The organism is Aequoribacter sp., assembly GCF_965659035.1.
Taxonomy (GTDB): Bacteria; Pseudomonadota; Gammaproteobacteria; order Pseudomonadales; family Halieaceae; genus Aequoribacter.
In genome coordinates, this window is record NZ_CBFHWH010000033.1 from 1 (window position 1) to 22,094 (window position 22,094).

General features: G+C 52.3%; 28 protein-coding genes and 1 other RNA gene. 21 read left to right on the forward strand and 8 right to left on the reverse strand.

Annotated features, from left to right (window positions below):
* Window positions 1–181, forward strand: a 181-nt coding sequence (locus ACTF5Z_RS06735) for a hypothetical protein (RefSeq protein WP_438984983.1), incomplete at its 5' end; no start/stop codon positions are given.
* Window positions 182–234: 53 nt separating this feature from the next.
* Window positions 235–672 carry a D-aminoacyl-tRNA deacylase gene (dtd, locus tag ACTF5Z_RS06740; protein ID WP_438984984.1) on the forward strand — a complete coding sequence of 146 codons (438 nt, stop codon included), beginning with the start codon at window positions 235–237 and terminating at the stop codon, window positions 670–672.
* Between the two features lie 24 nt (window positions 673–696).
* Here dtd and ACTF5Z_RS06745 read toward each other — a convergent pair whose 3' ends face one another.
* Both ACTF5Z_RS06745 and rpiA read right to left on the reverse strand, forming a co-directional pair.
* Entirely contained in the window at window positions 697–1,287 is a 591-nt protein-coding gene (locus tag ACTF5Z_RS06745; protein ID WP_423853523.1) for a YhgN family NAAT transporter, read from the reverse strand.
* 2 nt (window positions 1,288–1,289) lie between these two features.
* Complete coding sequence (gene rpiA, locus ACTF5Z_RS06750) at window positions 1,290–1,967, reverse strand: ribose-5-phosphate isomerase RpiA (protein WP_438984985.1); 678 nt, start codon at window positions 1,965–1,967, stop codon at window positions 1,290–1,292.
* 116 nt (window positions 1,968–2,083) lie between these two features.
* Here rpiA and ilvA point away from each other — a divergent pair, with 116 nt between their 5' ends.
* Together ilvA and ACTF5Z_RS06760 are read left to right on the forward strand one after the other, a co-directional pair.
* The gene (gene ilvA / locus ACTF5Z_RS06755; RefSeq protein WP_438984986.1) at window positions 2,084–3,622 is read left to right on the forward strand and encodes a threonine ammonia-lyase, biosynthetic; all 1,539 of its coding nucleotides are present in this window, start codon (window positions 2,084–2,086) and stop codon (window positions 3,620–3,622) included.
* A gap of 156 nt (window positions 3,623–3,778) precedes the next feature.
* On the forward strand, window positions 3,779–3,925 hold the full coding sequence (locus tag ACTF5Z_RS06760) for a hypothetical protein (RefSeq protein ID WP_423849733.1): 147 nt from the start codon (window positions 3,779–3,781) through the stop codon (window positions 3,923–3,925).
* Between the two features lie 3 nt (window positions 3,926–3,928).
* Here ACTF5Z_RS06760 and ACTF5Z_RS06765 read toward each other — a convergent pair whose 3' ends face one another.
* The 4 genes from ACTF5Z_RS06765 to ACTF5Z_RS06780 all read right to left on the reverse strand — a co-directional run bounded on the left by ACTF5Z_RS06765 (window position 3,929) and on the right by ACTF5Z_RS06780 (window position 5,409).
* Window positions 3,929–4,507 (reverse strand): 5-formyltetrahydrofolate cyclo-ligase, encoded by a 579-nt coding sequence (locus ACTF5Z_RS06765; RefSeq protein ID WP_438984987.1) that lies wholly within the window; start codon window positions 4,505–4,507, stop codon window positions 3,929–3,931.
* A 149-nt stretch (window positions 4,508–4,656) separates the two neighbouring features.
* Window positions 4,657–4,834: non-coding RNA, 6S RNA (ssrS, locus tag ACTF5Z_RS06770), on the reverse strand.
* Between the two features lie 39 nt (window positions 4,835–4,873).
* The gene (locus ACTF5Z_RS06775; protein WP_438984988.1) at window positions 4,874–5,203 is read right to left on the reverse strand and encodes a cell division protein ZapA; all 330 of its coding nucleotides are present in this window, start codon (window positions 5,201–5,203) and stop codon (window positions 4,874–4,876) included.
* A complete protein-coding gene (locus tag ACTF5Z_RS06780) occupies window positions 5,200–5,409 on the reverse strand; it encodes a hypothetical protein (RefSeq protein ID WP_009576007.1) in 210 nt (69 codons plus the stop codon). The genes ACTF5Z_RS06775 and ACTF5Z_RS06780 overlap by 4 nt, the downstream gene beginning before the upstream one ends.
* A gap of 92 nt (window positions 5,410–5,501) precedes the next feature.
* On the opposite strand from ACTF5Z_RS06780, the gene ACTF5Z_RS06785 reads away from it, so the two are divergent.
* The 5 genes from ACTF5Z_RS06785 to gcvH are packed head-to-tail and all read left to right on the forward strand — an operon-like array spanning window position 5,502 to window position 10,236.
* Window positions 5,502–6,086, forward strand: coding sequence for a UPF0149 family protein (locus tag ACTF5Z_RS06785; protein ID WP_438984989.1), 585 nt, complete (start codon window positions 5,502–5,504; stop codon window positions 6,084–6,086).
* An 8-nt stretch (window positions 6,087–6,094) separates the two neighbouring features.
* Window positions 6,095–7,408 (forward strand): aminopeptidase P N-terminal domain-containing protein, encoded by a 1,314-nt coding sequence (locus ACTF5Z_RS06790; protein WP_438984990.1) that lies wholly within the window; start codon window positions 6,095–6,097, stop codon window positions 7,406–7,408.
* Window positions 7,393–8,607, forward strand: a complete 1,215-nt coding sequence (locus ACTF5Z_RS06795) for an FAD-dependent monooxygenase (protein ID WP_438984991.1) — start codon at window positions 7,393–7,395, stop codon at window positions 8,605–8,607. Before ACTF5Z_RS06790 ends, ACTF5Z_RS06795 begins: the two co-directional genes overlap by 16 nt.
* The gene (locus tag ACTF5Z_RS06800; protein ID WP_438984992.1) at window positions 8,600–9,796 is read left to right on the forward strand and encodes an FAD-dependent oxidoreductase; all 1,197 of its coding nucleotides are present in this window, start codon (window positions 8,600–8,602) and stop codon (window positions 9,794–9,796) included. Before ACTF5Z_RS06795 ends, ACTF5Z_RS06800 begins: the two co-directional genes overlap by 8 nt.
* 53 nt (window positions 9,797–9,849) lie before the next feature.
* The gene (gcvH, locus tag ACTF5Z_RS06805; RefSeq protein ID WP_423849740.1) at window positions 9,850–10,236 is read left to right on the forward strand and encodes a glycine cleavage system protein GcvH; all 387 of its coding nucleotides are present in this window, start codon (window positions 9,850–9,852) and stop codon (window positions 10,234–10,236) included.
* Here gcvH and ACTF5Z_RS06810 read toward each other — a convergent pair.
* A complete protein-coding gene (locus tag ACTF5Z_RS06810; RefSeq protein WP_438984993.1) occupies window positions 10,233–10,892 on the reverse strand; it encodes an HAD family hydrolase in 660 nt (219 codons plus the stop codon). The genes gcvH and ACTF5Z_RS06810 overlap by 4 nt on opposite strands.
* A 101-nt stretch (window positions 10,893–10,993) precedes the next feature.
* Between ACTF5Z_RS06810 and ACTF5Z_RS06815 the strand changes: the two genes are divergently transcribed.
* Window positions 10,994–11,491: an RNA pyrophosphohydrolase gene (locus ACTF5Z_RS06815; protein WP_438985003.1), complete on the forward strand. Its 498-nt coding sequence runs from the start codon at window positions 10,994–10,996 to the stop codon at window positions 11,489–11,491.
* Between the two features lie 9 nt (window positions 11,492–11,500).
* Window positions 11,501–13,801 (forward strand): phosphoenolpyruvate--protein phosphotransferase, encoded by a 2,301-nt coding sequence (gene ptsP, locus ACTF5Z_RS06820; RefSeq protein WP_423853529.1) that lies wholly within the window; start codon window positions 11,501–11,503, stop codon window positions 13,799–13,801.
* On the opposite strand, the gene ACTF5Z_RS06825 is transcribed toward ptsP, so the two are convergent.
* The gene (locus tag ACTF5Z_RS06825; protein WP_438984994.1) at window positions 13,791–14,561 is read right to left on the reverse strand and encodes an NRDE family protein; all 771 of its coding nucleotides are present in this window, start codon (window positions 14,559–14,561) and stop codon (window positions 13,791–13,793) included. The genes ptsP and ACTF5Z_RS06825 overlap by 11 nt on opposite strands.
* 87 nt (window positions 14,562–14,648) lie before the next feature.
* On the opposite strand from ACTF5Z_RS06825, the gene lgt reads away from it, so the two are divergent.
* The 10 genes from lgt to ACTF5Z_RS06875 form a co-directional block, all read left to right on the forward strand.
* On the forward strand, window positions 14,649–15,452 hold the full coding sequence (gene lgt, locus ACTF5Z_RS06830) for a prolipoprotein diacylglyceryl transferase (RefSeq protein ID WP_438984995.1): 804 nt from the start codon (window positions 14,649–14,651) through the stop codon (window positions 15,450–15,452).
* Between the two features lie 9 nt (window positions 15,453–15,461).
* The gene (locus ACTF5Z_RS06835) at window positions 15,462–16,295 is read left to right on the forward strand and encodes a thymidylate synthase (RefSeq protein ID WP_438984996.1); all 834 of its coding nucleotides are present in this window, start codon (window positions 15,462–15,464) and stop codon (window positions 16,293–16,295) included.
* On the forward strand, window positions 16,292–16,819 hold the full coding sequence (locus tag ACTF5Z_RS06840; RefSeq protein ID WP_438984997.1) for a dihydrofolate reductase: 528 nt from the start codon (window positions 16,292–16,294) through the stop codon (window positions 16,817–16,819). Before ACTF5Z_RS06835 ends, ACTF5Z_RS06840 begins: the two co-directional genes overlap by 4 nt.
* Window positions 16,820–17,054: 235 nt before the next feature.
* A complete protein-coding gene (locus tag ACTF5Z_RS06845) occupies window positions 17,055–17,834 on the forward strand; it encodes a DUF3450 domain-containing protein (RefSeq protein WP_438984998.1) in 780 nt (259 codons plus the stop codon).
* Window positions 17,834–19,258 (forward strand): MotA/TolQ/ExbB proton channel family protein, encoded by a 1,425-nt coding sequence (locus ACTF5Z_RS06850; protein ID WP_438984999.1) that lies wholly within the window; start codon window positions 17,834–17,836, stop codon window positions 19,256–19,258. The genes ACTF5Z_RS06845 and ACTF5Z_RS06850 overlap by 1 nt, the downstream gene beginning before the upstream one ends.
* A gap of 10 nt (window positions 19,259–19,268) precedes the next feature.
* Window positions 19,269–19,790, forward strand: a complete 522-nt coding sequence (locus tag ACTF5Z_RS06855) for a MotA/TolQ/ExbB proton channel family protein (RefSeq protein WP_438985000.1) — start codon at window positions 19,269–19,271, stop codon at window positions 19,788–19,790.
* A 30-nt stretch (window positions 19,791–19,820) separates the two neighbouring features.
* Window positions 19,821–20,231, forward strand: a complete 411-nt coding sequence (locus ACTF5Z_RS06860) for an ExbD/TolR family protein (RefSeq protein ID WP_438985001.1) — start codon at window positions 19,821–19,823, stop codon at window positions 20,229–20,231.
* Window positions 20,228–20,647 carry an ExbD/TolR family protein gene (locus ACTF5Z_RS06865; RefSeq protein ID WP_009575991.1) on the forward strand — a complete coding sequence of 140 codons (420 nt, stop codon included), beginning with the start codon at window positions 20,228–20,230 and terminating at the stop codon, window positions 20,645–20,647. Before ACTF5Z_RS06860 ends, ACTF5Z_RS06865 begins: the two co-directional genes overlap by 4 nt.
* 5 nt (window positions 20,648–20,652) lie before the next feature.
* A complete protein-coding gene (locus ACTF5Z_RS06870; protein ID WP_423849572.1) occupies window positions 20,653–21,258 on the forward strand; it encodes a TonB family protein in 606 nt (201 codons plus the stop codon).
* A gap of 14 nt (window positions 21,259–21,272) precedes the next feature.
* On the forward strand, window positions 21,273–22,094 hold an 822-nt coding region (locus ACTF5Z_RS06875; RefSeq protein WP_438985002.1), incomplete at its 3' end, for a tetratricopeptide repeat protein.

Here is a 22,094-nt window from a genome sequence, read left to right on the forward strand (position 1 = left end):
TATTCGTGCCGCTGGTACTGATGAAAACTTGCTGTTGACTCCACCTATTCGTCACACCCTAGAGCAAGCGCTCGAGTTTATCGAAGATGATGAGTTGGTCGAGGTCACCCCGGGTGCCATTCGGTTGCGCAAAAAGCTGCTGGTCGAGCACGAGCGCAAGCGCGCTTCGCGCGCAGCTTAAAGCGACGAGCCCCTGCTTCGCGGCGGGGCCAAGGCAAGTGAATCGGTGATTCTATGCAGTTACTCTTGCAGCGAGTGAAAAGTGCATCGGTAGATGTTGGCGGTGACCGAGTCGCCGCCATTGCGCAGGGGCTTTTGGTGTTTGTCGGTTTAGAAAAAGACGATACCAAGCAGCTGTGCGAGCGAGCGGCAGAACGACTGCTCGCCTATCGAGTGTTTACCGATGGCGAGGGGCGCATGAATAAGTCAGTGCGGGATGTCGGTGGAAGCCTGCTGCTGGTGTCGCAATTCACACTCGCTGCCGACACTCGTAAAGGGCTTCGTCCCAGTTTCTCCAGTGCTATGCCGCCCGCTGAAGCCAGCGAGATGTTCGATTACTTTGTTGACTGTGTGCGGGGTTCAAATTTGGACGTACAGACGGGGCGATTCGGCGCCGACATGCAGGTTGCTCTTATTAACGATGGGCCCGTTACCTTCAGCTTGGCGTTTTAATGGCGCGTGGCTGCTGGTCTCAATCTAGTTCAAATGTAAAAACTTGCCTACGCCGTCAAAAAACATCTGCACGGCAATAATGACCAAAATCATGCCCATTAAGCGCTCGCTAGCAATGAGCCCGCGATTGCCGAGTGCTCGCAGGAGTAAGGGTGAGGCAAGCAGTACGACCGAAGTGGCGAGCCACGCGCAAATTAAGGCGATAGTCCACTCAAGCATGCGAGCGGGGTCGTTGCTAACCAGTAGCATGGCGATCGCAAGCACTGAGGGGCCTGCAATGGCGGGGATTGCGAGCGGCACAATGAATGGTTCCCCGTCGGGGTTTTCGCCCATAATGCCGTAGGGTGATGGGAAGATCATGCGTATCGCAATTAAAAATAGAATAATCGCACCAGCAATTGCTATGGCCTCTTGTTGTAAGCCGAGCAGGTTAAGCACCTTTTCGCCTGCGAACAGGAACAGCAGCATCACCGCCAGTGCAATAACGAGCTCACGCAGAATCACTTTAAAGCGACGTTCTTGTGGTACGTCCTTCAATACCGATAGAAACAAGGGAACGTTACCCAAAGGGTCCATCACTAAAGCGAGCGTGACAAAGGCGGTAATTGGATCCATGTTCAGGCTTTAAGGCTTCGCACGCCTGTCTGCCCGCTCAAAAGCAACAAGTCGGCACCTCGGTGAGCGAATAAGCCGTTGCATACCACGCCAGTAATTTGATTGATGGCAGTTTCTGTGGCCTTTGGGTCGTCGATCATAAAATCGTAAACATCAATGATGATGTTGCGGTTGTCGGTGATAACGCCTTCGCGGACTTCTGGACGTCCACCCATCGCTCTTAGGGCGCTGACAACGATGTTCTCTGCCATTGGAATCACCTCCACCGGTAGCGGGAATTTGCCAAGCGTCGCCACTTCTTTTGACTCGTCGGCAATGCAAACAAAAAACTCGCTGGCTGCAGCCACAATTTTCTCGCGTGTTAGCGCTGCACCGCCACCTTTGATCAGCTCTAATGCGCCGTTTGCTTCATCGGCCCCGTCGATGTAGAACTGCAAGCTGTTGACTAAGCTGAGGTCCAGCACTGGAATACCAAAGTCGCGCAGGCGTTGGGCTGACGCCTCCGACGAGGCAACGGTTCCAGAGAATGGTAAGCCGCTGGTGCCCAGCAAGTGAATAAACTCATTGGCCGTCGATCCTGTGCCAATGCCGAGCATGCTGGCTGGCGTGAGATGCGGAGCAATAAAATCCAATGCCGCTTGGGCCACTTCACGTTTCAGTTCGTCTTGCGTTTTGCTCATTGGTTTATCTCTGCTGTTCGTATCGAGTATCTGCCTGCATTCATCGACGGTAATCTGCTGAAACTTGAGGCACAATTTGGTATGGTACTCGCTGATTTGACTAAGCCAACGCTACCATGCCGCAATCATACATAAAACGCATCTTAAACGCGCGTGTTTACGATGTCGCACGTGAAACGCCCATCGACGATGCGCGATTGTTATCGCAGCGCTTTGGCAATCGCATTTTACTCAAACGCGAAGACATGCAGCCAGTGTTCTCTTTCAAGTGTCGCGGTGCTTTTAACAAAATGTCGAAGCTTTCTAAGCAGGAGCTCAGCCGCGGTGTCGTAGCCGCTTCAGCAGGTAACCATGCTCAGGGTTTGGCGCTGGCAGCGGCGACCCTGAAAGTTAAAGCCACCATCGTCATGCCCAAAACAACGCCTCTGATTAAAGTGGAGGCGGTAAGAGGGCGCGGCGCTAAAACAGTACTGCATGGCGATACTTTTGAAGAGGCTGCGGCTTACGCGAAAAAGCTCGTTGAGACTCAGGGCTTGGTTTACATACCGCCTTATGACGACCCCGACATTATTGCCGGTCAAGGTACTGTAGGTGTAGAAATCGTGCGTCAGTTAGGCGAGGCGCCCGATGCGATTTTTGTCCCCGTTGGTGGCGGTGGCTTGCTGGCTGGCGTGGCGGCCTATACCAAGTACATCTGGCCGCAAACCAAAGTCTTTGGTGTCGAGCCAGACGATGCAGCTTGCTTGGATTTGGCGATGCGCACAGGGCGGCGCGGGACCTTAAAAGAAGTCGGGCTGTTTGCCGAGGGGTGTGCGGTAGCGCAAATTGGCAAAGAAACTTTTCGGGTCATTAAAGATTTGATAGACGGTGTTATTACGGTCAGTAGCGACGAAATGTGTGCCGCGATCAAAGATATCTTTGAAGATACGCGCAGTATTGCGGAGCCGGCCGGCGCCTTGGCGTTGGCGGGGCTTAAAAAGTATATCGAGCAGGAAGAGCTGGAAGATAAAACCCTCTTGACCATCGTTAGCGGCGCTAATACCAATTTTGATCGCTTGCGTTATATTTCAGAGCGCACGGAGATCGGTGAAAAGCGTGAGGCGGTGCTCAGTGCCGTCATTCCCGAGCGCCCCGGTGCTTTTAAAACCTTTTGTCAGGCGATCGGTAAGCGGAATATCACAGAGTTTAACTACCGCTACGCAGATGCTGCAAAAGCGCGAGTTTTTGTGGGCTTAAGTGTGAACCCCGCCGGCGATGATTTGGAGCGGCTGTTAAGCTCTTTGCGTGAGTCGGGTTATCAGGTGGAAGATCTTACCGATAATGAAATGGCTAAGCTGCATGTCCGTTTTATGGTGGGTGGACATGTGCCGCTCAAGGCAGGCCAAGAACTCGTATACCGCTTTGAATTCCCCGAGCGCCCCGGTGCTTTGGCCAAATTCTTATCGGTACTCGGGCATCGCTGGAACATCAGTTTGTTCCACTATCGAAATCACGGTGCCGCGTACGGGCGTGTGCTGGTAGGTTTTCAGGCGGGCAAGAAAGACGAGCCGCTGTTAGAGGAAGCGTTTAATCGCTTAGGCTATCGATTCTGGAACGAGACAAACAACACGGCTTATCAGCAATTTTTGGGTAGCACTGATCAGACGGCGTCTTGATTTGATGTCTCTAAAATAAGCATTCAAATTTTTTACAGCTAACACTTGCCAATATTTAGTGGCGGTGCTAGGTTTTGCTTTCATTTGTGAAATATTCACATTATTAGAAGCGAGCGCCCCCGCAGAGGAGCGCCGTAAGAAACAATGGGCTAAGTCGTGAAACGTAAACCAGATGCGTTAGTGGTGCTTGCTATATGCTTTGTATTGGGGGCTTTGGTGTCGGTGGTGGGACCCATGTTCGCCGGAAAGACCGAGGCGCGTAACCCCGAGACGCCCCTGCAAGCAGGTGTTTATTCAGAGTAGAGACTATTGAAAGCGCAAGACGCGCGATTCAGTAATCAACACGTCTAGGCGAATGTCGTGCTCCTCGACAGGAACTTGTTCGACTTCTTGACAGTCAAACGCTACCCCGACCTTAATTGGCCGCGGGGTATGACATAGCGTGGTGTCGTAGTACCCGCCGCCCATGCCTAAGCGGTGCCCTGATTGATCAAACCCCAGCAGCGGTATGAATATTAGATCCAGATTCCCTGCGCCAATTTCAGTGTTGGTGCTTGTTGGTGCGGGTATGCCAAGTTTGCCGGATTCTAGAGCAGTGTCTTGCTCCCACAAAGAAAAGTGTAAGTGGCGATCGTTGTGGATACGTGGAAGGTAGACTTGTCTGCCGATTTTCCACAGCGCCTGAGCTAAAGGCTGAGTAGGCGCTTCGTTGGGCAGTGCGTAATAAAGACCGATGCGTTTGCTGTTGCTTGCTAAGGTCAAGGCGGACTTCGCTATTTGCTCTGCTGCTCGATCTCTCTGGGAAGGCGTGACAGACTGGCGCCGTTGCTTGAGTTCAAAGCGTAAGTTCTTCTTGTGCTGAGCGATAGTGTCTTGGTTATTCATATTCAATCGAGTTCGAGCTAGTCGTGCGCTATCGCCTTCAGGTCGAACGAGTGCAGGCGGCGGATTACTGTGTCGCTGTAAGGTGTGAGTGTATCTGTGCTTAACGCGGCAGACCATAAAACGTGGAAATAAAAGCGCTATGGGTGAAAAGGACTCCCAACATACCGCTGATAAGGGCGCCCTTGAACCCAACGGTTCAAGGCGGGACTTACTGCAGTGCTTTAGGCTTTCCGTCGAGCGGACGTGCACACCGACGCTACGAGCTTGCCCCTGATTTGCTGATATCGGCTCGCGGACACAAATATCTGGCGAATATGTCAGGAATCCGCGCTCAGTATAGCGTATGTAGGAGCGTAATGCCTCGAATTAACTAATCTTTAGTTGACGTAGCTCATACAGAGCTTCTTCAATTTTTTCGCACAGTTTTGCTGATGATGCACAGTCAACGGGGTCTTGGGCTTGCTCCAATGACGCTTTGTGTTCGCGACTGAGCTTGAGCAATTCATGACTAATGTTTAGGGCGGCCATGATCGCAATACGGTCCAGGCCGACGACCTTGCCCGATGCCTTGATGTTGCGCATTTGCTGGTCAAGGTAGCGCGCCGATAGCGTTAAGTCTTCGCGCTCCTCATCTGGGCAGGCAATTTGATACTGCTTATCCAGGAGGTTAATCGTGACACCGGAAGGTTTATTCACGCGCTACGCTCCATGGCTTGTAATTTAGCCAGCACCGTAGAGACTTTATTTTTTACGGCTTGGTTTTGCTCGACCAGCATTTGACGCTCACGATACCAGCTGTTGCGTTGTTCCAGCAGCATTTGGTTTTCGGCGTTAAGCTCTTTGCATAAGGCAATGAGCTGGTCGATTTTTTGCTCTAGGGCTTCGGGTTTATGTGCAGGCATTTGCGGTATACCGATGAATTCTCGGTTACTATAGTAGGGACATCGATTTAGGTCAACGCGAGCCGTGGCTCGTTGCGATAAGGACGTATTTTATGTGGATAGAAAGTGACGAGGTCCTAGCGAGCGACTTCGATCAGGTGGCCGATTTGTTTTTGATGGAGGGCGTCGATTTATCACCCTCGGAGTGGCATGGTTGCGTGGTGGGTTTGCTGGTGTCGGGGCTTCGATCAGATGACTTGCTAGCGGCCATGGGGCACGCGTTAAAAGAGTCCATCACCGGCGATTTAATGGTCGCCACAGAACAGGCAGCCGCCGCGAGTTTGCGGGCCTTATGCGATCCTGATTACGGGTTTTCGCCGCTCGTGCCGGACGATGACGATGAATTGGAGATTCGCTCAGAGGGGCTTGCGCTGTGGTGCGAGGGTTTCTTAAAAGGCTTTGCGGCGGGCGTCACCCAGTCGGACCAGGTGACGACGGAGTCGGCAGAGATACTCAGAGATTTAGCGCAAATTGCGCGGGTCGAGGTCAGTGGGTTTGATGATTTCGACGAGCAAGAAAATGATTTTTTTGAGTTGTTAGAATACGTTCGCGTGGTTGTTTTGAATTTGTATTCCACCTACGCGCTCGACGACGATGAGCTCTCGTTGGAAGATGAGCACGAGCGGATCTGGCACTAACCCAAGTCATGCGTTCTTCTTTTACAAATCACGGAGCCCGTCGACAGCGCTTAATGACCGAAATGGTCGATAATGCGGTCGCTTTAGTGCCCGCTGCTTCGCAAAAAACACGAAGTCGTGATACGCATTTTCGCTTCAGGCAGGACAGTGATTTTTGGTACCTCAGTGGTTTTAATGAGCCCGACGCGCTGATCGTATTGGTCCCCGGGCGTCCGCACGGTGAGGCGATCTTGTTTTGCGCTGAGCCCGACCCCAAAACAGCCCTATGGGAGGGCGAGCAAGTTGGCCCTGAGCGCGCGGTCAGTGACTACGGCTTCGACGACGCCTTTCCTTTAGATGACATCGATGACATCTTGCCTGGCTTGATGGAAGGGCGCGAGCATGTGTACTACTCTGTGGGTTTGCGTCCTGATTTTGATCAGCGGGTGCTGGGTATTTTGGCACATTTGCGTCAGCACGCCTCGAGTTTAAGTTTGGCCCCGGGCGATTTGATTGATTTGCATCGCCTGTTGCATGAGCACCGCTTAATCAAAGATGCTGCAGAGCTTGATGTCATGCGTACGGCGGCAGATATCACGGTTGCCGGCCATCAGGCGGCTATGCGAGCCGCTGCCCCCGGTGTTTATGAATACCAGTTGGAAGCCGAGTTGCAGTATGTGTTTGCTCGTCATGGCGCACGCGAACAGGCTTATGCGCCCATTGTTGGAAGTGGGCCAAACGCTTGTACCCTGCACTACGACAAAAATAGCCGCCGTATGTGTGGCGGTGAGTTAGTGCTGATAGATGCCGGTTGCGAGTATCAGATGTATGCGGCCGATGTCACCCGTACCTTCCCCGTGAACGGGCGGTTTAGCCCCGAGCAGAAAGCTGTGTACGAGATCGTGTTACTGGCCCAGCAGGCCGCGATAGAGCAGCTCCAAGTGGGGTTGCCTTGGCAGGCAAGTCATGACGCTAGCGTGCGTATTATTACCGAAGGTCTGCTGGATTTGGGTATCTTACAGGGAAGCCTGAATGACCTGATAGACACTAAAGCATACCAAGCCTTTTACATGCATCGTGTTGGGCACTGGCTGGGGCTTGATGTGCACGATGTCGGCGATTATCAGAGAGAGGGTCGCTGGCGTGATTTGTTGGCTGGTATGGTAACAACGGTAGAGCCTGGTATTTACATCGCCTCTGACAACCCTGCGGTGCACGACCGTTGGCGCGGCATCGGCATTCGAATTGAAGACGATGTATTGATTAGTGAACGAGGTCCTGAGGTGCTGACTGAACAAGCCCCTAAAACAGTTGAAGAGATCGAGCTGTGGATGAATCGATAAGGCATAATGTAGGTATTGTCGGCGGCGGCATGGTGGGTTTGCTGGCCGCGTTGGCCTTCGATAGATCGTTTGGAGCAAGCTGTGCTATTCATGTTTTTGATGTTGCTTCGATAGACTTTGATCGCCCCTTGTCTCAGGCATCTTTTGACGATCGCTCGACGGCTTTAAGCTTTGACACTCTGCGCTATATGGACAGCTTGGGTCTGCTGGATGTATCCCGGCAAGCGTGTCCTATCCGGTCCATTCATGTCTCGAATAAGGGAAGGATGGGGTCGACAGTATTGACCGCGCAGCAGGTCAACTGGCCGCAATTAGGCGGCGTAATCGAGAATCGGGTTTTGGGCGAAACACTTTCCCAGCAACTCAAAGGTAGCCGAGTCAGGGTGCATGCCCCCAGCGAGGTGGCGACCATTCAGCCCAAAGCCCGCGGAGTAGAAGTATTCGATGCCGCCGGCAAAGCACAGGTGTTAGATTGTCTGATTATTGCCGACGGTGGCCAATCTGCTTTGGCGCAGCGTCTGGGCATGCTGTGCGAATCGAAGGCCTACGGTCACAGTGCGATTATTGCCAACGTCGCCACCGCAGAGCACCATCGTTACTGCGCTTATGAGCGTTTTAGCGAACAGGGGCCCATGGCGATGTTGCCCCTGAGTAACGCGGGCGACTTAAATCGCAGCGCGCTGGTCTGGACCGCATCTAAGGATCGAATCGGCGAGCTTATGGGGCTGACTGATCGGCAATTCTGCAAAAGTTTAGAGGCGCAATTTGGGTATCGATTGGGCCGTATCGAACAGGTGGGTGAGCGCCACGTGTACCCGCTGCAAATGATGCATTGTATTGAGCAAGTTCGAGCGGGTATTGTGGTGTTAGGAAATGCGGCGCACACCCTTCATCCTGTAGCTGGTCAGGGGTTTAATCTATCCGTGCGGGATATTCGCAGTCTGTCCGAGGTGCTAACACAGTGCGTGAGCAGCCATGATTTTTCTAGCGCGGCTCTGGCGCCCTATGCACAGCGCAGAGCTCTGGATCAATGGCGCACAGTGAACGCCAGTGATTTATTGCCCGAGCTATTTCAGTACACAGGGGCGGTGGGTGCCGTACGCAATTTTGCCCTGGGTTTAATGGATGTGATACCGACAGTGAAGCAGCGTTTTACTGCGATTGCCGCGGGAGCTGTTGGCGAGGGCGACTATGTCTAGTCAATGTGATGTTGTGATCGTTGGGGGCGGATTAGCAGGAGCGAGTCTCGCACTAGCCTTAGATAGGCAGGGTCTTGATGTGGTGATTGTCGAACGAGGTTCGTGGGCCGAAGTGCAACATGAACACCCCCAAACCGTGCACGACTTTGACGCTCGAGTCAGTGCCGTAGCGGCAAATTCATGGCAGTTCTTAGGTGAGCAGGGCCTAGATTTACCGTCAGTCCGACGCCAAGCGTATCGGTCGATGCAGGTGTGGGACGGTGAGGGTACTGGTTTTGTGCAATTTGATGCCGCCGAGCTGCAAGTGAGTGAGTTAGGAGCCATCGTCGAAAACTCTGTGTTGCTGGCCGCTTTGCATGACAAGCTGAAACAAAGTCGCGTGCGAACTTTGATGCAGCAAGAGATTAATGCGATTGATACGACGGAGTCCGAGGCGCGCATCGAATTAAAGTCGGGGCAAACTTGGTCAGCACAGCTGTTAGTTGGTGCTGATGGTGCGCTTTCGATTATTCGGCAATACATGGGTGTCGATGTCGTCGAGTGGCCTTACGGTCAGTCAGCGATTGTGGCCACCCTTCAGACAGAGCGCATACATGAGCACGTAGCGCGGCAGTGGTTTCTGCGCACGGGTCCGCTTGCGTTTCTGCCTTTGAGTCATCCCAGCGATCAATTTGTATCCCTTGTTTGGTCTGCGCACGAGGGCGAGGCCGAGCGCCTAATGCAGCTTGAGGACGGTGATTTTATGGACGCGTTAGCGCACAAAAGCGAAATCCAATTGGGGGCAATCACTGCTGTATCTCAGCGGATTTGCGTCCCTCTGCGTCAACGTCACGCAATGAACTATCAAGCCAAGCGTTGTGTGCTGGTGGGGGATGCTGCGCATACCATTCACCCTTTAGCCGGACAGGGTATTAATTTGGGTTTTGCGGATGTTTCTGTGCTGGCCGAAGAGTTGGGTCGAGCTGCCAAAAAAGGTTTAGATCTGGGGTCTACGCTGGTGCTAGCGCGTTATCAGCGTCGGCGTAAAACTGACAATCTGGTCGTCGCGGGGGCAATGGAAGGTTTTGTTCGCTTATTTGATCAGCAAAATCCTGTCGTACGCTGGTTGCGCAATGCGGGAATGTCGACGTTTAACCAGCTAAGTCCGGTTAAACGTAAAGTGGCTAAAATCGCAATGGGTCTTGCCTGATTGTCTTTCTACTGCTCTGAGGTAGAATACGCGTTTTAATTTGAGGGAATGCCATGAGCCAATCACCAGCAGAGTTACGTTACGTTAGCAGCCACGAGTGGGTCCGCGTTGAGGAAGATGGTACTGCCACAATCGGCATTACGAATCATGCGCAAGAAGCGCTAGGCGATGTTGTATTTGTCGAGTTACCCGAAGTTGGCGCGCAACTCGGTGCCGGTGATGAAGCGGGTGTTGTCGAGTCGGTAAAAGCCGCGTCGGATATCTACGCACCAATCGGTGGCGAAATTATTGCGATCAACGAAAACTTAGAAGATAACCCGGACGTCATCAATGAAGACCCTTATGGCGATGGCTGGTTCTTCAAGATGCGCCTCGATGACGCGGCGAGTGTTGATGATTTGCTTACCGCTGAGCAATACGATGCGAGCTGCGACGATTAGTCTCTGAAGCTCAATATAGGCCACCCTCGCTCGCTCGCAATGTGCCGTAAGGTGTCGTCGGGATCCACAGCGACAGGGTGGCTGACTTCTTCAAGCAACGGTAAATCGTTGCGAGAATCGCTGTAAAAGTAGTGCTCTTGTAATTTAAGTTCCGGTTTGGTGTTTAGCCACTCGGCAAGACGCGTGACTTTACCACCTGCAAAACTTGGGGTGCCCGAAGGCTCGCCGGTGTAGTGTCCGTCGATAATCTGTGCCTCTGAAGCAATGATGTGCTCAATACCAAACGCGCTCACAATGGGTTCGGTGATGAAGCGGCTTGTCGCCGTAATCACCAGGCAGGTGTCGCCATTAGCTTTATGTTGGTTCACGCAGTCCTGCGCTTTGGACAACATAAAGGGCGCGATGTGGCTTTGGAAAAATACGCTGTGCAAGTCGTCGACTTCGCGGGTGCTTAGGCCCTTAATGGTTGTCAGCACGAAGCGAAGGTAGGCGTTGATATCTAACCTTGCCAATTTGTAATCTTCATAAAACTGGTCGTTGCGGGCCCGAAATTCATCGGCAGACACAAGGCCTCGATCGCATAAGTACTCCCCCCATTGGTGGTCAGAGTCGGTGCCTAAGAGTGTGTTATCGAGATCAAAAATCGCCAATGCCATAGTGAGCCTTTTGCTGAGAATTCCGATCAGGCAGTCGCGAAAGCCTGACTCCGTGCTATAGTGGCAAGGTTAACATGAAATTTATAGAAAAGAGGCGAGTCGTGATTGACGAAGATGGTTTTCGGCCGAACGTCGGCATTATCATCTGTAACGACCTCGGCAAAGTGTTTTGGGCCCGTCGTATCGGCGGTAAAAACGGTTGGCAATTTCCGCAAGGTGGGATTGATTCGGGAGAGACCCCCGAGCAGGCCTTGTATCGAGAGTTGCAGGAAGAGGTTGGGTTACAGGCGCACCACGTCGAAATCTTAGGCCAAACAGAGCGCTGGCTTCGGTATCACTTGCCGAGGCAGTACTGGCGTAAAGGTCCGGGGCGAAAGTGTGTCGGCCAGAAACAGAAGTGGTTTTTGTTGCGGTTACTGGCGGCCGACGACGCTATCCAATTGGATGGACACGGCACACCAGAGTTTGATCATTGGGAGTGGGTCGATTATTGGCACCCGATTGATCAAGTGATCCACTTCAAGCGTGAGGTGTATCGCTTGGCCATGCAGGAGCTGGCAGACTGTGCGCCGGTAAATGTGACATTGCGGCAGGATTAAACAGGTATGATGCTGGAAATGTTGCGCAATATTGTGCAACGCGTAAATGCGGCCGAATCGTTAGAAGAGGCACTTAAAATCATCGTGACCCGGGTGCGAGACGCCATGGGGACACAGGTGTGCTCAGTGTATTTACGTGACCCAGCAACAAACCGCTTGGTGTTTAGAGCGACCGAAGGTCTTAACAAAAACCAGATTGGTTTATTGAGCTTGGCCCATAACGAGGGCTTGGTTGGCTTGGTTGCGACCCGTGAAGAGCCCGTGAACTTGGACAACGCGTCAGAGCATCCGCATTTCCAGTTGCTATCAGGTATTGGCGAAGAGCCCTTTCACGCCTTTTTGGGGGTGCCGATTATCCACCACAAGATCGTGTTGGGTGTGCTGGTTGTTCAGCAGGCACAACGGCGTCGATTTGATGAGAGTGATGAGGCCTTTTTAGTCACCATGTCGGCACAGCTGGCGGGCGTGATTGCGCATGCTCAGGTCACCGGCTCGATCCAAGAAGAATATACTGATGCCACTGCGAGTCCACAGGGCTCGACCCGTGTTACGGGTATTGGCGGTTCTCCGGGCGTAGCCGTGGGACAGGTCGCTGTTGTGTCGCCCGTCGCCGATTTGTATGCGGTGCCCAAGAAACAAACGAATGACCGGCGCGCCGAATTGCGTTCATTCAAGCAAGCACTGGAGGCTGTTCGTAACGATGTGCGTGCGGTTGCTGCGAATTTGGCCGACCAGCTGAACGCTGAAGATCGTGCGTTGTTCGATGTTTATTTAAGTATTCTTGATGATTCCACCATCGGTGCCGAAGTGGCCGCGTTGATCAAGGCCGGCAATTGGGCCCAAGGTGCCTTAAGTCAGGTGATGATCGAGCACATACGGCACTTCGAGCAAATGGAGCACAGTTACCTGCGAGAGCGTGCCGTTGATGTTAAAGATCTTGGCACCCGGGTCTTAAGTTACCTTCAGGTCGATGCGCACGATAAGCGAGATTATTCGGATCGAGTGGTCTTGGTGGGCGAGGAGTTGACCGCGTCAATGCTGGGTGAGGTGCCTCGAGAAAACTTAGTGGGATTGATATCAGTGCGAGGCTCAGGCAATTCTCACGTTGCTATTTTAGCTCGCGCTATGGGCATTCCGACTCTCATGGGTGCTGTTGATTTACCCTACACCCGGCTTGAGGGTAAGACCGTTATTATCGATGGGTATAACGGCGTTGTGCATTTGAATCCGTCGACGATGCTGCTCGAGCGTTTTGAAGAGTTGATCGAGCAAGAGGCGGCTTTGAGCAAAGATTTGGAATCTTTGCGAGACGTAGATTGTGAGACGGCAGATGGACACCGAATTCCTTTATTCGTGAACACGGGGTTGATGGCCGATGTGGCAATTTCGTTAGATCGAGGCGCCGAAGGCGTAGGTCTGTACCGAACAGAAGTGCCATTTCTAATGCAAGAGCGCTTTCCCAGCGAGGAAGAGCAGCGCCAACTGTATCGGCAGCAGTTAGAAGCTTTTGCCCCGAAGGCAGTCACCATGCGCACTTTGGATATTGGGGGTGATAAGGCCTTACCCTATTTCCCAATCGAAGAAGCTAACCCCTTTTTGGGATGGCGTGGTCTGCGAGTAACGCTCGATCATCCCGAGATATTTTTGGCGCAGGTTCGAGCCATGATGAAGGCTAATGTGGGTTTGGGTAACTTACGCATTATGCTGCCGATGGTGAGCAATATGTCCGAGCTGCAAGAAGCTCTTGATTTAGTCGAGCGCTGTTATCAGGAGCTGCTGCAAGAGGGTCACGAGTTGGGTGAGCGTCCCCCTGTTGGTGTTATGGTTGAGGTTCCAGCGGCGGTATATCAGGCGCGCGCTTTGGCCAGGAAGGTCGACTTTTTAAGCGTAGGTTCAAATGATTTGACTCAGTATCTCTTGGCCGTTGATCGCAACAATGCAAGGGTGGCTGATCTTTATCATGCGTACCATCCCGCCGTGATCCAGGCTTTGAGGATTGTGGCGGAAAGCGGCAAGGCCGAGGGCAAGCCGGTCAGTATTTGCGGGGAGCTCGCGGGTGATCCGGGTGCGTCGGTATTGCTGGCCGCGATGGGTTACGACACCTTGTCGATGAACTCGATAAGCTTGCCTAAAGTCAAAAAAGCGCTTCGCTCGGTTTTGCTCGATGATGCGCGTAATTTGCTTGAAGAGGTCGTAGTAATGGATCACTCAGAGCAAATTCAGGGCGCTTTGGGCGCCTTCTTGTCCGAACGTGGCATGCAGCAGTTTGTGCCGGTGAGCCTTGACGAGGCTGTAGGCCCTATATCCTAAACTGAAAGGTTTGCTCGCTAATGGTGTCGCCGCTGGCACCGACGGCACGTTCGTGGCATGTCATTTGCCCAGTGTTTTCAAGCGTGATGACGGTTTGTGCTCGAGTCCCATAATCGGGGGTCGCAATCCATTGTGCGCTCAGTGCCCTGAGCCAGCTTTCCTCCATGTCAGTGTCGCCTAAGTAGCTTAAGTCGTCCTGCGTACAGGTATCTGCCGTAACCCACGCCAACTCGGCGATCGAGGGGTGGGAGAGTTTAAGTTGCAGGGCTAAACGTTGCTTGGCCAGTCGAAGTTTCGGCCATGGCGTATTCAGCGAGGCGTTTCCCAGGCCGTAAATGCCGCTCGCTAAATACCTGTACTCAAAGCCATTTTGGCCGCGATTGCTCGCCCAAAGCAGTTGGGAGGTGTCGCCAAATATGAGGTTGTAGCCACTGTACGTCGCGGCTGTGTCGGCCAGTTGACCAATGAGCTCCATGCTTGAGGATTGATTGCTAAGCCATAGGCCAACTAGGCTTCCGCGAGATGTTTCGGTCGCTGGTGGGAGCGTCTCGCGAACATTGGTCAAGGCGGCGAAGCGGCCCTGTGTGTTGACGCCAAGCCAAGTGCCGCCCGCCTGTAAATCCCTGCCGGCGAGGATGTTTGGTTTATCCTCCCAAAAGGTCATGCTTTGCGACTCGCGCTGGTAAAACTCATCGCGATTAGCAACAATGACCAGCGGCATGGTCGGATGCGCTTGCCAGCCGATAGCAATCAGACACATGGCGGTTTATCCTGCTAAAAATTGCAAGGTTACATTAATTCTAAACGTAAGGGTGCTACCCTACGTGCTTTTTACAGGGCTTTCACTATGCTGGCTTACCCCGCCATTGATCCCGTTGCACTAGAGCTTGGGCCTCTTAAAATCCATTGGTATGGTCTGACCTACTTGGCGGGCTTGACGTTTGCCTGGTGGTTGGCGCGCAGAGAGTGCCGCAAAGCCGGCTCGGTATGGCGTGAGGAGTGGGTTGACGACTTAATCTTTTACGCTGCAATCGGTATCGTCTTGGGTGGGCGGCTTGGCTATATTTTGTTTTATGGGAGCGATCGCCTGCTGTCTGACCCATCGTGGGCGTTGCGGGTCTGGGAAGGGGGTATGTCTTTTCATGGCGGCTTACTGGGTGTGATCGCCGCAGTGTATTACCTGTCAAAAACCCGTAAAGTTGCCTTGGGGGATCTACTCGATTTTGTCGCGCCACTTGCGCCTATTGGCTTGGCTCTGGGGCGATTGGGGAATTTTATCGGGCAAGAGTTGTGGGGGCGCGCCGCGACTGTGCCTTGGGCAATGGTTTTTCCTAATGACCCTATGCAGTTGCCGAGGCATCCGTCACAGCTCTATCAGTTCGGCCTGGAGGGGTTAACTCTATTCGCGTTGGTCTACTGGTTTACGCGACAGCGGCGACCTCGGTGGGCGGCGGCTGGGGTGTTCTCCTTAGGTTACGGTTGCTTGCGCTTTCTTGCTGAATTCTTTCGTGAGCCGGATGCGCATTTGGGGTTTCAGGCTTTTGGCTGGCTGACGCGTGGTCAAATTTTATGCATCCCCATGATACTCTTAGGCTTGTATTTATTGTGGTGGGCGTACTCGCACCAGGCGTCGCCAAAAAAACACGGTTAGGAAGGAAATATGAAGGTTTACCTAGATTTGTTGCGCGATATCATGGCGCACGGCGTCGATAAGTCAGATCGGACGGGCACCGGAACGCGCTCGGTGTTTGCGCGCCAATTTCGTCACGACTTGAGCGAAGGCTTTCCACTGTTGACGACCAAAAAGTTGCACTTCAAAAGCATCGCTAACGAACTCATTTGGTTTTTGAGAGGAGACACGAATACCGCTTGGTTGCGGGAAAATGGTGTTTCGATTTGGGATGAGTGGGCAACTGAAGAGGGCGATTTGGGCCCGATTTATGGGGCGCAATGGCGGTCATGGCCAACTGCCGACGGTGGCGCGATTAACCAAATCGACTACGTCATTGATTGTTTGAAGCACAAGCCGGATTCGCGTCGGATTCTATTTCATGGCTGGAATGTCGAGTATTTGCCCGATGAAACGCTCAGTCCTCAAGAGAATGTGAGGCAGGGCAAAATGGCGTTGCCGCCGTGTCATCTTCTATATCAATTTTATGTCGCCAATGGTCGCTTGTCGGCGCAGCTTTACATTCGCTCCAGTGACTCATTCTTAGGTTTGCCCTACAACTTGGCAAGTTTGGCTTTGTTGACGCATATGTTGTGTCAGCAGTGCGACTTAGAGCCAGGTGAGGTCATTATAAGCACCGGTGATTCGCACATCTACAGCAACCATTTTGAGCAGGTCGAGACTCAACTTGAGCGCGAGCCTCGAGCGCTCCCAACCTTGCGAATTAAGCGCAAGCCGGAGTCGATTTACGACTACTGCTTTGACGATTTTGAACTTGTGGGTTACGAGCCCCACGCGCATATTGCTGGCGCGGTGGCGATATGAGTAAACCTTTGGTTTCTGCCGTGTTTGCGGTCGCTAAAAATGGCGTGATCGGACGGAACGGCGACCTGCCTTGGCATGTACCTACCGATCTCGCTTTTTTCAAACGTGTTACTTTGGGCAAGCCAATGATTATGGGGCGGCGTACGTTTGAGTCCTTGCCAGGGCTTTTGCCGAATCGCACGAGCATCGTCGTCTCTTCGGGGCAGCCTGATCTGCCTGAAGGGGTGATTTTGTGCGCGAGTATTGAGCAGGCGCTATCGGTGGCGCAAACGTTCTGCAGCGCCGATCAGAATGAGATTATTATCGCCGGAGGATCGCAGATATACGCGTCAGCACTGCCTTTTACGGACCGTCTGATCGTGACGCACATCGACGCAGAGCCCGATGGCGACACTGTGTTGGACTGCATCGATTGGGGTGAGTGGGTATCGGTGCGAGCCGAGCATCCTGAACAGTCGGAAAAAGACCAATACGTCTGTCATTTTGTCACATATGAGCGGATCCGTGCGCAGCGCGACGCTTAGTCGCGATGTGTGCGGTGTTACCTTTTGCTGGGCGTTGCGCCAAATGTGTAACCGATCTACACAAACACAAAATCACTTAAGTTTGTGCAAGAGATTTCATTGAAAATTACCATTTTGTACGTTTAAATCGGCTCACGGATTACCGTTATCGGTGGGGTTTAACGCGAGCTTGTTAGGCCCCTTTTTTATCAGATTCTAAAATCACAAACGTTGGACTATAGGATACGCAACCCTCATGACTACGCATCGACTAAAATCTGTGTTGATGGCTACTGTTGTTGCTGCCGGGGCTTTTTGCTCGGTCGCATCACAAGCCAACACATTAGACGCCATCATAAAAGTTGGCGAAGAGAAAACTGCTGCTGCTAAACAGTCTCAAGCGAAAATAGATCGTTTGGCCGAAGAAGCCCGCGATTTGTTAACAGACTACAAAACTGTGATGAAGCAAGTAGATGGCCTGAAGGTCTACAATGCACGTTTGCAACGCCAAATTGATAACCAAGAGCGTCGTATCGCCGATATCGATGAGTCGATCGATGACGTAACGGTTATTCAGCGTCAAATGATGCCGCTTGTTATTCGCATGATCGACGGTCTGGATCAATTTGTTGAGTTGGATGTCCCATTCAACCTAGACGAGCGTCGTGCACGCATCGAGTTTTTGCGCGACAACGTGGATCGATCTGATATTACGGTTGCGGAGAAATTCCGTCAGGTGCTAGAAGCCTACAATATCGAGCTTCAGTACGGTCGAGGTATGGAGACGTACAGCGACACCATCGAACTCAATGGCGTAACTCGCGACGTCGACTTCCTACGTATCGGTCGTGTGTCTTTGGTTTACCAAACGACCGACGGTGAAGAAAGTGGTGTGTGGAATCCCGAAACGAAATCTTGGGATAGCCTGCCATCAGGTGACTACGCTGCCGCAATCCGCAAAGGCGTACGTATCGCCAAGAAACAAGCCACCATTGAACTTCTCAACATGCCTGTAGCTGCACCGGAGGCTAACTAATGAAAGCGTTAAATAAAATTTTTGCGGCCCTAACTTTGGGCGGCGCGTTAGCTGTTTCTGGCCTGACCTATGCGCAAGACGCTGCGGAGGCTCCTGCTGAGCCACAAGTGGATCCTCGTGCAGAAGCGGCGGCAAACCTTGAGCAGTTGCTTCAGTTCGTGAAGCAAGGTCAAGCGACCGATGCGAAAGAAAACAAGGCGCGTGAGGCGCGTTTTGCCCAAGCAAAAGCGGATCAGGCTCGTTTGCTAAAAGAAGCAGAAGCCGAGCGCGAGCGTCAAGAGCGCTTGAGTACTCAGCTCGAAAACAAATTCGAAGACAACGAGCTGTTGATTGCCGCTAAGCAAAAGCAGTTAAAAGAGAAGTTGGGTGCATTAACAGAATTGTTTGGCCACTTGACCGCGGCCGCTGGTGATTTGTCGTCGAACATCGAAGTGTCACTCGTATCTTCGCAGTACGCCAACCGTGAAGGTTTCTTGAAAGACTTGATCGCGAAGATGTCAGGCTCTGACAAGTTGCCTCGCATCGAAGAGATCGAGCGAGTGTGGTACGAATTGCTTCGCGAAATCACTGAAACGGGTAACGTCGTTAAGTTTACCGCCGAAGTTGCAACGCCATCCGGTGAGCGCGCTCCTCGTGACGTCATCCGAATCGGTGCGTTTAACATCATCGATGCCAACGGTAACTACCTGGCCTACAACAACGGCAACTTGAGCGAATTGCCTCGTCAGCCTGCAGGTTCTTACACCAGCTGGGCGTCTGATCTAGCCAACGCATCAAGCGGCATGTACCAGTTTGGTATCGACCCAACGGGCCCTACCGGTGGTTCATTCCTAGCTGCAATCATCGATTCGCCGACGCTGGAAGAGCGTTGGCACCAAGGTGGCTACGTGGGTTACGCCATTACTGCAGTCGGTGTGTTTGCTCTGTTACTCGCGGTATACCGTTTGATCGCACTGTCATTGATCTCCAGCAAAGTGAGTGCGCAGTTGAAGTCTTCTGCGGCTAACACCAACAACCCCCTGGGTCGAGTACTGAAGATTCACGAAGATAACCCATCGATGGATCCAGAAACCCTCGAGCTGAAAATGGCCGAAGGCGTGATGCGCGAAACTCCAAAGCTAGAGTCAGGTCTGACCTTGCTGAAGATTATCGCCGCTGTAGCACCTCTGATGGGTCTGCTTGGTACGGTAACCGGTATGATCATCACCTTCCAGGCGATCACGATCTTCGGTGCAGGCGATCCAAAAGCAATGGCTGGCGGTATTTCGAGCGCCTTGGTAACCACGGTTCTTGGTCTGTTAGTCGCAATTCCGACCGTCTTGTTGCACACCTTGGTTAATGGACGTGCGCAGCGTGTGATTCACCTGCTGAACGAGCAAGCGACCGGTATCATTGCCGAGCACTCCGAGACGTCTCACAAGTAGGAGCTAGACTATGTCTGGAGGCATTACTGAAACCATTCTCGCCTTTATGGATAAAGGCGGGGATGTACTCTGGCTGATCGCGATACTTGTGTTCGTTATGTGGACCCTGATTTTCGAGCGCTTTTGGTTTTTTACTTTCGTCTGGCGTGCTGAACGGCGCCTACTGGTCGACAAGTGGGAAACTCGAGCCGAGCGGAAGTCGTGGAACGCGAAGCAAATTCGATCGCGCTTGGTATCACAGAGCAGAGAAGTGATTAACAGCAACATGTCCGTTATTACCACGATGGTCGCCTTGTGCCCCTTATTGGGTCTGTTGGGTACTGTGACTGGTATGATCGAGGTGTTCAACGTAATGGCAGTGACCGGCGGTGGCGATGCAAAGTCAATGGCTGGCGGTGTTGAGCGTTCAACAATTCCGACGATGGCGGGGATGGTGGCAGCGTTATCTGGTCTGTTTGCAAATACCTATTTGCAGCGGATCGCGGAGCGCGAGCAGGAATCACTTGAGGATCAATTGACGTCAGACCACTAATGGTCTGACGACAGAAAGGACATTCGACCAATGCGCAAACTTGCGAAACAAAAAGAAGAGGACGGCGCCGAGATTGATTTGACACCGATGCTTGACGTGGTGTTCATCATGCTGATCTTCTTTATCGTTGTCGCCTCGTTCATCAAGGAGGCCGGGATTGAAGTCAACCGTCCCGATAACTCTAAGTCGGATCCGAGCGATGCGACGAGTATTTTGGTGAATATTCGTAGCGATAACCAAATATGGATGGAAAACCGACGAGTAGATGTGCGTTCGGTTCGAGCTAACATTCAGCGCTTACTGGCGAGCGATCCAGAGCAAGCTGTTACCATCAAAGTGGAAAAAGGTGCTCGTGCCAATGCCGTTGTTGACGTCGCTGACGCGGCTCGTGAAGCGGGCGCTGGCTCGGTTAACTGGGCGAGCGCTGGAGGTAAAAAATGAGCATGAGAGATCAGGCTGCACGCCGTCGTAGTGCTAGTGATGAGGGGCAGATCGATTTAACCCCGATGCTCGACGTGGTCTTCATTATGTTGATCTTCTTTATCGTAACGTCATCGTTCGTTAAAGAGCCCGGTGTTGAGCTGTTCAAGCCACAAGCTTCAACGATGGAAGCGTGTGAACGGGGTACGATCATTTTTGCGGTGGATGGTCAGGGTGACATCTACTACAACAAAAATAAAGTACCTTTAGACCGTGTAAACCGAGTGACAGAAGCGGCCAAAAAGGAAGCTCCACAAGCGAATTTGGTAATCCAGGTGGATCAAGATACGCCTGCTTACGCGGTTGAGGAGCTAATTGACGAGGTGCGTTCGCTACTAACAGCGCCACCCTGTATTTCTACGGATGATGAGGTGTAATCGAGATGGGCAATAGTATTGTGAGGGTTATCATAGCCGCGTTGGTAGCGGTTCCCGTCGCAGTCGGCCTGTTTTTTGTGATGCAGAGCCTAATTGACCGTGAATACGAGCAAGAAGAAGTTAAATCACGAAAAATAGCCGACATTGTCGTTCCCAACAAAGAAATTGAAGTGAACGTCAAAGAAGTCAAACCAGAGAAAGTCGAAGATCCTGAAGAGCCGCCGCCAGATATGCAGCCTTTAGAGTTCGATATGGATATGGACGTCGACGTTGTGAATCTCGCGCCTTCGGCAAAAGTCAATGTATCGATCAACTCATCGGGCATGTCGTCGGGTGATGGTGAGTACCTACCGATCGTAAAAGTTGCGCCGATTTACCCCCGTCGTGCTCAAACGCGCGGTATTACCGGATACTGCATCGTCGAGTACGTCGTCACTAAAACGGGGTCAATTCGCGATCCCATTCCAGTGGATTGTCAGCCCCAGGGTGTTTTCGAGCGTGCAAGCTTAAAAGCGGCCGAAAAGTTCAAGTACAAGCCTCGTGTCGTCGATGGCGAGCCTATCGAAGTGGCCGGTGTACAGAACAAATTCACCTACGAGCTTGAGCAGTAAGCGGGATACGAGATATGCAAAACTTAAGTAACAAATATGTATGGATGCGTGCTGCGGCACTGTCGCTTCCTCTGATGTTGGCGCAAGTTGGCATCGAGAAGGCCTCTGAATCTGTCGGTTTTCAAGCAGGCGTCGCGCTAGCCCAAGAAACCAAAAAGGATGAGCGCGAAACGCGTCGCACCCCAGCTCTTCGTAACAAGGTGTACGAAAAACTGGCGGAGGCGCAAACCGCCGCTGAGGCAAAAGACTGGGCGACAGCCAGGTCTGTGTTAGATGCAATGATTGACGCGTCGGGCAAGCGTGAGCTCAATTCGTACGAGTTAGCTAACGTTTACAACCTATATGCGTTCATTTATTACAGCAACGAAGACTTTCCTGGAGCGCTTGAGGCTTACCGTAACGTCATTGCTCAGCCCGACATCCCTTTGGCGATGGAGACAAACACCAAGTACACCATTGCACAGCTGTATTTCGTGCAGGAAGACTGGAAAAACGGTGTCGATATGCTGCTCGACTGGTTTGCTGTTACCGATCAGCCCTCAGCAACCTCGCACGTCTTGCTGTCTCAAGGTTATTACCAGTTGAAGGACTACGATAATGCCTTGGCGAACGTAAAAATTGCGATTCAGATGGAAGAAGACAAAGGCAGGTTGCCCAAGGAGCAGTGGTACAACCTTGCGCGCTTCTTGTACTTTGAACGTAACGATGTGGACAATACCATCGATATGCTGCGCAACTTGGTGACGTACTATCCGAAAGATCAGTACTGGATTCAGCTCAGCCATATGTACGGTGAGAAAAAAGAAGAAGGTAAGCAGCTTTCCGTAATGGATGCG